This is a genomic window from Endozoicomonas sp. SESOKO3 (genome assembly GCF_024606255.1).
On record NZ_JAHHPR010000785.1, the window covers coordinates 1 to 7,340 of the forward strand.

The 7,340-nt window shown below is 49.6% G+C and carries 9 protein-coding genes; 7 read left to right on the forward strand and 2 right to left on the reverse strand.

Features of this window, described 5'->3' with window-relative positions; all coding sequences use genetic code 11:
* On the forward strand, positions 1–1,166 hold a 1,166-nt coding region (locus tag KDK18_RS13775; RefSeq protein WP_257255505.1), incomplete at its 5' end, for a hypothetical protein.
* Positions 1,167–1,457: 291 nt separating this feature from the next.
* On the forward strand, positions 1,458–1,808 hold the full coding sequence (locus KDK18_RS13780; protein ID WP_257255506.1) for a hypothetical protein: 351 nt from the start codon (positions 1,458–1,460) through the stop codon (positions 1,806–1,808).
* A gap of 69 nt (positions 1,809–1,877) precedes the next feature.
* On the opposite strand, the gene msrB is transcribed toward KDK18_RS13780, so the two are convergent.
* Entirely contained in the window at positions 1,878–2,270 is a 393-nt protein-coding gene (msrB, locus tag KDK18_RS13785; RefSeq protein ID WP_257255512.1) for a peptide-methionine (R)-S-oxide reductase MsrB, read from the reverse strand.
* Positions 2,271–2,536: 266 nt separating this feature from the next.
* Between msrB and KDK18_RS13790 the strand changes: the two genes are divergently transcribed.
* The 5 genes from KDK18_RS13790 to KDK18_RS13810 all read left to right on the forward strand — a co-directional run bounded on the left by KDK18_RS13790 (position 2,537) and on the right by KDK18_RS13810 (position 7,080).
* Positions 2,537–3,751, forward strand: coding sequence for a pyridoxal phosphate-dependent aminotransferase (locus KDK18_RS13790; RefSeq protein WP_257255507.1), 1,215 nt, complete (start codon positions 2,537–2,539; stop codon positions 3,749–3,751).
* 84 nt (positions 3,752–3,835) lie between these two features.
* Positions 3,836–4,264, forward strand: coding sequence for a hypothetical protein (locus KDK18_RS13795; protein WP_257255508.1), 429 nt, complete (start codon positions 3,836–3,838; stop codon positions 4,262–4,264).
* A 100-nt stretch (positions 4,265–4,364) separates the two neighbouring features.
* Positions 4,365–5,252: a protease HtpX gene (gene htpX, locus KDK18_RS13800; protein WP_257255509.1), complete on the forward strand. Its 888-nt coding sequence runs from the start codon at positions 4,365–4,367 to the stop codon at positions 5,250–5,252.
* A gap of 323 nt (positions 5,253–5,575) precedes the next feature.
* Entirely contained in the window at positions 5,576–6,721 is a 1,146-nt protein-coding gene (gene rnd, locus KDK18_RS13805) for a ribonuclease D (RefSeq protein WP_257255510.1), read from the forward strand.
* A 62-nt stretch (positions 6,722–6,783) separates the two neighbouring features.
* Complete coding sequence (locus tag KDK18_RS13810) at positions 6,784–7,080, forward strand: YcgL domain-containing protein (RefSeq protein ID WP_257255511.1); 297 nt, start codon at positions 6,784–6,786, stop codon at positions 7,078–7,080.
* Positions 7,081–7,135: 55 nt separating this feature from the next.
* Here KDK18_RS13810 and KDK18_RS14805 read toward each other — a convergent pair whose 3' ends face one another.
* Positions 7,136–7,261 carry a transposase gene (locus KDK18_RS14805; RefSeq protein WP_368736451.1) on the reverse strand — a complete coding sequence of 42 codons (126 nt, stop codon included), beginning with the start codon at positions 7,259–7,261 and terminating at the stop codon, positions 7,136–7,138.
* Positions 7,262–7,340 lie beyond the last annotated feature (79 nt).

The window sequence follows — 7,340 nt, forward strand, 5'->3', positions numbered from 1 at the left end:
TGCTTGATGATATTGCCTTTGAAAATGGCCGCAGGACGGCAGCATTTCTGGCCAACGTTCAGGATACCCTGGCACCTTATGCCAATGCGGCTGGCCTGTCTGAATCAGACCTGATCCAGGCTATCCATGACACATTGATGCAGGTTCATGCCGCAGCAGTTGAGCGACAGCTGCATGATTACTGGATCAAACCTTCAGCTTTTCTGGTACAGGCGGTCACCTGGTACTACTCCAGCTACAAACCTCTACTGGTGACCCGGACCGCCCTGGAGGCTGCCAAAACTTCCCTCTCAAATATTGCGTTCCTTTACCTTCTGGACCTGACCAACAGGGGTGATTACACGCACAGGATGCTGACACCTTTCCAGCACTGGCTGGAACGCTTTGGCGTTGATCTTGACCGAACCGACCAATATGCCTACCACAGCGGAATTGAAAAAATCTCCGAAGTGGGTGGGCTGGCCATGCCATTGGGCAAGGCCGCTTCCTCAGTCATTCTGCTGAGAACCGGCTCTATGCTGTTTGCCAGACAGTGCCATGCCAATCCTCAGATGTATCGCAGCATTTTTCGTCTGGTGCCCGAAATAGTCAAATCCATGGGTTCCGGACAAGGGGTTCAGATACCGCTGCTGCACAGGATCACCCCCGAAAAAGTGAAAACCCTGGCCTCAGCCACAGCCGGTCTGGTGCTGGGCCCGGTAGCCACGGCCGGAGCATACGCCCAGGGTCTGATATCCGGGTTTACCTATGCTCAAACCTTCGGGTTCGCTCTGGCGTCGAGTCTCACTTTCGACTTCTTTATGAGCGACAATAAGATGCTCACCCAATGGCTGGGTGGCCCCCTGGGTCGAAGCCTTGACAAGATCAATCGCTGGCGAGGCACGGGTGAAACGGAAGCTGACTATGTGAAACGTACTGCCATTGCCACGCCTCAGCGCTTCAATGAAACAAATGAAGAGTATGCCAACCGTGTTAAAGCAGACAACGTGATGTTCGGCTGGACGCGGAACGAGCATTATCAGCAGTTCCGTGAACGACGTGATCAGACCATGAAGATGTATAAGCATGGCTGGGAGAAATACTTCAGGGACAATGTGCCTAAATGGTCATTCTCCCATACAGAAAGTATTCCTTACTCTTACACCCTGGGTACCTTCTTCGAATGACAACATGTTCATGATAAGAGAAATACGCCTCAATCAAGCTTTCTATCCACGGCCATGAAACCAACACAGGCTGGTCTTGAGGCCTTCGATCTTGATGAAGCTCCGGGTAATAACTATAAGAATACCCACGGCGAACTTTGATATCAGGGACCAATAGGTCCCCCCATCATCGCCACCCAAAAGAAGCCAGTATGGAGAGGGATTCATACAGCTTTCTTTTGATCAGGCTACCGATTAACCCTTATCAGAAGGTATGAATGAATGTATTCCTTGCGTGAAAAAACAGTTCGAATGAATAACTCTCAGATAAACTCAGAAAAAGAGACACTTAACTGGCTGACTGACACTCTCTATGCCCTCGGGAAGCCAGAGCTATTAAAGTGTATATCTGTCAGAAAACTCTACTCTTCTGCTGTTCCGGCGGCCTCGTTCATGGCCATATTACTGGCGTTGGGCTTTGCCACTGTGAACCATGCAGACTGGAGTGATGCAGAGGAGGACGGCGATCAACCTTTCACTGAACAGTTCATAAATGAAGATGATGATTCAGGGATTCCGGAACCGGCTCCCGATGAACCGGACCTTGATGAAATGGAAGATCAGGGGGAGCTGGAAGGTTACGACCCCGAAGAGGCAGATTAGCTCCGGCTCCGACCCGGAGATTTTGTGTAAGAGCTCAAAACCTCTGGTGTGCACTGGGTTCTGGACAATTCAGTTGTCCTTTTTGAACTGAAGAGCGACCGAATTCATACAGTATCTCAACCCTGTGGGCTCAGGCCCGTCTGGGAATACATGCCCCAGATGCGCGTTGCAGGCAGAGCACACCACTTCTATCCGGTCCATACCCAGACTTTTGTCTTCAATGTATTTTACCGCCTCTTTATCCACTACTTCCCAGAAGCTGGGCCAACCACAACCTGCATCAAATTTAGTAGTGGATTCGAACAATATTTGATCACAACAGACACAGCTATAACGACCTTCACCATCAAAATGAACGTATTCACCAGAAAAAGGTCGCTCAGTACCCTTCTGCCGACAGACGTGATACTGCTCTTCGGTCAGCTCTTCCTGCCATTGGGCATCGGTTTTTTCAACTTTCATACCAACTCCAGCTTCCATAACGGAAATATCCGGGTTTAAGCCGTGCACTGTTGCCTTAAAGCGATCATAATGCCTGCCAGAGAGAACATTTTTTACCCGCTCTTGTCTATTTATAGTCAGGTTGATGATGTTCCGGAGAATCATATGACCTGACCCATAACAATCAAGGCACTGACACCACTCATTGATGGAACAATACTCAGGCTGCCCCGGATAACAGAATACAAAAAGACAATCGGCCTTTCATCGGCCACAGGAAAAAAACCATGAAGGATATTGAGAAGTCCCTGAAACTGGAAAACGTCTGCTACGAAATACGTGGTCCGGTATTGCGCGAAGCCAGAAGACTGGAAGAGGAAGGCCAACGTGTTCTGAAACTCAACACCGGCAACCCTGCACCTTTCGGCTTTGATGCACCTGAAGAGATTATTCAGGATGTCATTCTCAACCTTCCCAACTCCCAGGGCTATACCGACTCCAAAGGTTTGTTTTCGGCGCGCAAGGCTGTGATGCACTACTGTCAGCAGAAAGGTTTTCCCGGTGTCGAGCTGGAAGACATTTTTATCGGTAATGGCGTCAGCGAACTGGTCGTCATGGCCATGCAGGGCTTGCTGAATAACGGTGATGAAATTCTGATCCCGGCACCGGACTACCCCCTCTGGACTGCAGCTGCCAACCTTTCAGGAGGCAGAGCAGTTCACTACCTCTGTGACGAGCAATCTGACTGGTATCCGGACCTGAATGATATTCGCAGTAAAATCACCGCCAAGACCCGGGGCATTGTTGTCATCAACCCTAACAATCCTACGGGTGCCGTTTACCCACCTGAGCTGCTGCAGGAAATCATCAAGATTGCCCGCCAGCACAGCCTGATTGTTTTTGCTGACGAGATCTATGACAAGATTCTCTTTGACGGGACAGAGCACACGGCCATGGCTTCTCTGGCGGATGATGTGTTCATGATTTCATTCAACGGGCTCTCCAAGTCTTATCGTGCAGCCGGCTTTCGTTCTGGCTGGATGGTCGCCAGCGGTCCCAAACATAAAGCCAGAGATTATCTGGAAGGCCTGGAGATGCTGGCCTCCATGCGCCTGTGCTCGAACGTTCCTGCCCAGCACGCTATTCAAACAGCACTGGGGGGTTACCAGAGCATCAATGACCTCATACTTCCCGGCGGCAGACTTCTGGCACAGAGAGATGTGATCTATGAGCGCCTGAATCAGATACCCGGCGTCAGCTGCGTAAAACCCAGGGGAGCCCTTTATGTGTTCCCGAAACTGGACCCGAAAAAATATCCGATTCACGACGATGAACGGCTGGTACTGGACTTGCTGATTCAGGAAAAAATCCTGCTGGTGCAGGGTCGCGCCTTCAACTGGCCGAACCCGGACCATCTCAGGATTATTACCCTGCCCAGAGTTGAAGATCTGGAGATGGTGGGCGATAAACTTGAACGATTCCTTAGTAGGTACAAACAATAATAAAGAGTGTTCAGTCAACCCTGGCCGTTACACAACGGCCCATATGATACTGATCACAGGATTCTGGAAACCAACATTCTGAACATGGCTGACATTCACATCGACGATTTTTTTCATGACTGTGCCAAGACCCTGGTACATCTCTATAATGTCTTCCCAAGACAGACCTCTCTGTACGTCGACGACATTATTTCCCCCGAGCCAGTGGATGAATTCGGATTGCCCGGAAAACGGCATCAAGCCTGTTTTGACAGTTTTCTCTGGCTGGCACGGGAAGGTTATATACACTATGCCGAGAGAGTTCGAATGCAAGGGCTGGATCAGGTGGTTCTGACCGAAAAAAGTTTCCTCAGGCTCAGTATGCCAAGCCTGACGACCGAACTTGAAGACCTGCCAGAACCGATTCTTATGAAAAAGGGGACTCTGGGCTGGCAGTTTCGTGAAACATTAAAATCCGGGAGTACACACCAGCTAAACCAGCTCTGCCAGCAATTTTTTACTGATAAAGCCTGATGAACTGTAAACAACTGTAAAATGGCTGAATGAGGATTGAAATCCGAACTCTGCGCCTCCATATTCCCAGTGTCCAACCAGAAAAGGTAACCATTCGGTAATGAAAAGAATTCTGCTATTTCTATTAACCAACCTTGCTGTCATCGCAGTCGCCAGTATCACTCTTAACATCCTTGGCGTGGGTAGCTACATCACAGCCCAGGGACTCGATATGAAGTCGCTGCTGGCTTTCTGTGCAGTTTTCGGTTTTGCCGGTTCATTGGTTTCCCTGCTCCTTTCCAAAACCATGGCCAAGATGGGCACAGGCACCCAGATTATCGATCAACCCCGTACGGCCCAAGAGCGCTGGTTACTGGATACGGTTAAGGAACTCTCTGAAAAAGCCGGCATTGGCATGCCGGACGTGGGGATTTTCCCCTCTCCGGAAGCCAATGCTTTTGCCACCGGCTGGAACAAAAACGCCTCACTGGTTGCCGTGAGCCAGGGCCTGCTCGATCGCTTCAGCCCAAGAGAAGCAAGAGCCGTAATCGGTCACGAAATCGGTCACGTTGCCAACGGTGACATGGTGACGCTGGCACTGATTCAGGGAGTTGTGAACACCTTTGTGATGTTCTTCGCCCGCATCATCGGCTACGCCGTGGACAGCTTCCTCCGTCGTGACGAAGAAAGCAGTGGCCCGGGTATCGGCTTCTACGTCGTAAGTTTTATTGCCGAGATCGTGCTGGGTATTGCCGCCAGCGCTATTGTGATGTGGTTCTCTCGTAAACGTGAATTTCGTGCCGATGAAGCAGGTGCCGAGCTGGCAGGTCGTGGCGATATGATTGCCGCCCTGGAGAGACTGAGAGCTGAATACGACGCCCCTAGTGCAATGCCTGCCACCATGACGGCCTTCGGTATTCGCAAGAATGGCCAGGGTGGATTAGCCGCCCTGTTCTCAAGCCACCCTCCGCTTGAAGATCGAATTCAGTCTCTGCAATCCCATCGCTGATGAGATTTCTTGCTTTAAAAGGCTCGCTGACGCGGGCCTTTTTTTCTGAAAAACAAAACCGCAACAGCTCCAGACAAGAACAGGATTTTACTATGAAAGCACTGCTGCACTTCGCTTGTCAGCCATTAACGCAGAGAGCAAAGGCGGGATCAGCCCTCGGGTTCCGGGAACCTTTCCAGCTCTCCCATGCAGAGGATCTGTTTTAAGACGCTTGGTTGCCATCGGCAACAACCTCTTTTCTAAACCAGAGACCGGAGAATATTACTTTGGCTTCAGAGACAAGCTCTTTATAATAAGCTTTTATTTCTAATCCAGCTGCTTATATGCCTATTGAACATTCTGATCCCATCTGGGTTCTCAACAGCGAAAGCCTTGACCACTATTGCCAAAGGTGGCTTCAGCTGGATGCCATCGCACTGGATACCGAGTTTATTCGAACCGATACCTTTTACCCTATTCCCGGACTTATTCAGGTGGGTACCCGTGATAAGGTTTTCCTGATTGACCCGCTCAGCATTCAGGACTGGAGTTCCTTTGGCCGGGTTCTGCAATCTGAATCTGTTGTCAAAGTCCTTCACGCCTGCGGTGAAGATCTCGAAGTTTTCAATATTCTGACCGGTTGCCTACCTGTTGCATTGCTGGATACACAGCTTGCTGCAGCCTATGCAGGGCTGGGACATTCATTAAGCTATCAGAATCTGCTGAAAACGCTTCTGAAAGTTGACCTCCCAAAGGATGCTACTCGTTCAGACTGGCTTCAGCGTCCACTGACTGAAGCCCAGATCAGCTATGCCACACTTGATGTCGTGCATCTGCTGGAAGCGTACGAGCTATTACTCGAAAAACTGGAAGGCAAGCCTCAGTTGCAATGGCTCAAAGAGGATTGTGATGCCTTACTCACTTCGCCATTGTTCCCTATCCCCAACGAAATCTGGAAAGATGTCAAGCGTGCCTGGCAATTGCGGCCTCAACAGCTGGCGGTTTTACAAAACATCTGTGAATACCGTGAAATGGAAGCCCGAAAGAGTAATACACCACGCAACCGGATCATCCCCAAGGGATGCCTGTGGCCAATTGCCCGTTATATGCCAGACAATATGCGTTCACTCTCTTCCATTCAGGATATGAAACCCAAGACCCTGAGAAAATACGGCGAGGTTATTCTGAATCTGGTCAGACAAGCCAAAGACAGCCCGGAAGCTGACTATCCGGATCAACTCCCTGCTCCTCTGCCCAAAGCCGCCAGAAACTATAACAAACTGATCAAGGCCTGGGTGCATCACAAATCGGATGAGCTGGATATGCCTGTAGAGTTGTTATTCCCGGGCAAAATGTCCAACGCTCTCTTACGTCAGTGGCAGAGCAGTGGCCGTTTTTCGATACCAGAGAGCATTAAGGGCTGGCGACAGCAGGTAATTGCCGAGCCCTTAATTCTGGCACTGAAAGAGTACAAAGAAGACCAGAGATAACACAGGATACAAGTACCTGTTACTCTTCTGGTCCTGAGCATCTTCAAGATGGTATTGATATTATGTCTAAAGTCCTTGCCTCCATTTTCAAAAGTAGCAAACACAACGAAATGTACCTCTACGTTGACAAACGCAACCAGCTGGAGAAAATACCCGAAGCGCTTCATCAGGCCTTCGGTAAAGCCGTTCATGTAATGGATATTCTGCTGACACCCGAGCGCAAACTGGCCAGGGCTGACATTGAAAAAGTGATGTCCGAGCTTCAGGAAAAGGGTTTTTACCTACAGATGCCTCCAACCGAAGCAGACTATATTCAGCACCTTCCTGAAGAACTGCTGAGCTTTAACGACCCGGTATGAAAACAACGCTGTTCACTTAATTAGCACCTTAACGAGGGTTGATGATTTCATAGTGCTACATGAGCATTAAGAACTGCTTGTTGAAGAAGATTTCCTTCCATGTCATTTTGTCATCGGTTAACCCGCCGCAGGTGATTGAAATACGGACGTGAACATTGCACTTCAGATCATGCCCGGACATGTGCAGTACCTTTCCCTCCTGAGCCTGTGACAAGCAAAATCAATCACTTGACTTTGCATCATCAAGCTTTCGTTTTCGG

Excerpts from the sequence above, each read along its gene's own strand:
- KDK18_RS13780 (WP_257255506.1), top strand. The coding sequence starts at position 1,458 with ATGAATAACTCTCAGATAAACTCAGAAAAAGAGACACTTAACTGGCTG.
- msrB (WP_257255512.1), bottom strand. The coding sequence starts at position 2,270 with ATGAAAGTTGAAAAAACCGATGCCCAATGGCAGGAAGAGCTGACCGAA.
- KDK18_RS13790 (WP_257255507.1), top strand. The coding sequence starts at position 2,537 with ATGAAGGATATTGAGAAGTCCCTGAAACTGGAAAACGTCTGCTACGAA.
- KDK18_RS13795 (WP_257255508.1), top strand. The coding sequence starts at position 3,836 with ATGGCTGACATTCACATCGACGATTTTTTTCATGACTGTGCCAAGACC.
- htpX (WP_257255509.1), top strand. The coding sequence starts at position 4,365 with ATGAAAAGAATTCTGCTATTTCTATTAACCAACCTTGCTGTCATCGCA.
- rnd (WP_257255510.1), top strand. The coding sequence starts at position 5,576 with ATGCCTATTGAACATTCTGATCCCATCTGGGTTCTCAACAGCGAAAGC.
- KDK18_RS13810 (WP_257255511.1), top strand. The coding sequence starts at position 6,784 with ATGTCTAAAGTCCTTGCCTCCATTTTCAAAAGTAGCAAACACAACGAA.
- KDK18_RS14805 (WP_368736451.1), bottom strand. The coding sequence starts at position 7,261 with ATGTCCGGGCATGATCTGAAGTGCAATGTTCACGTCCGTATTTCAATC.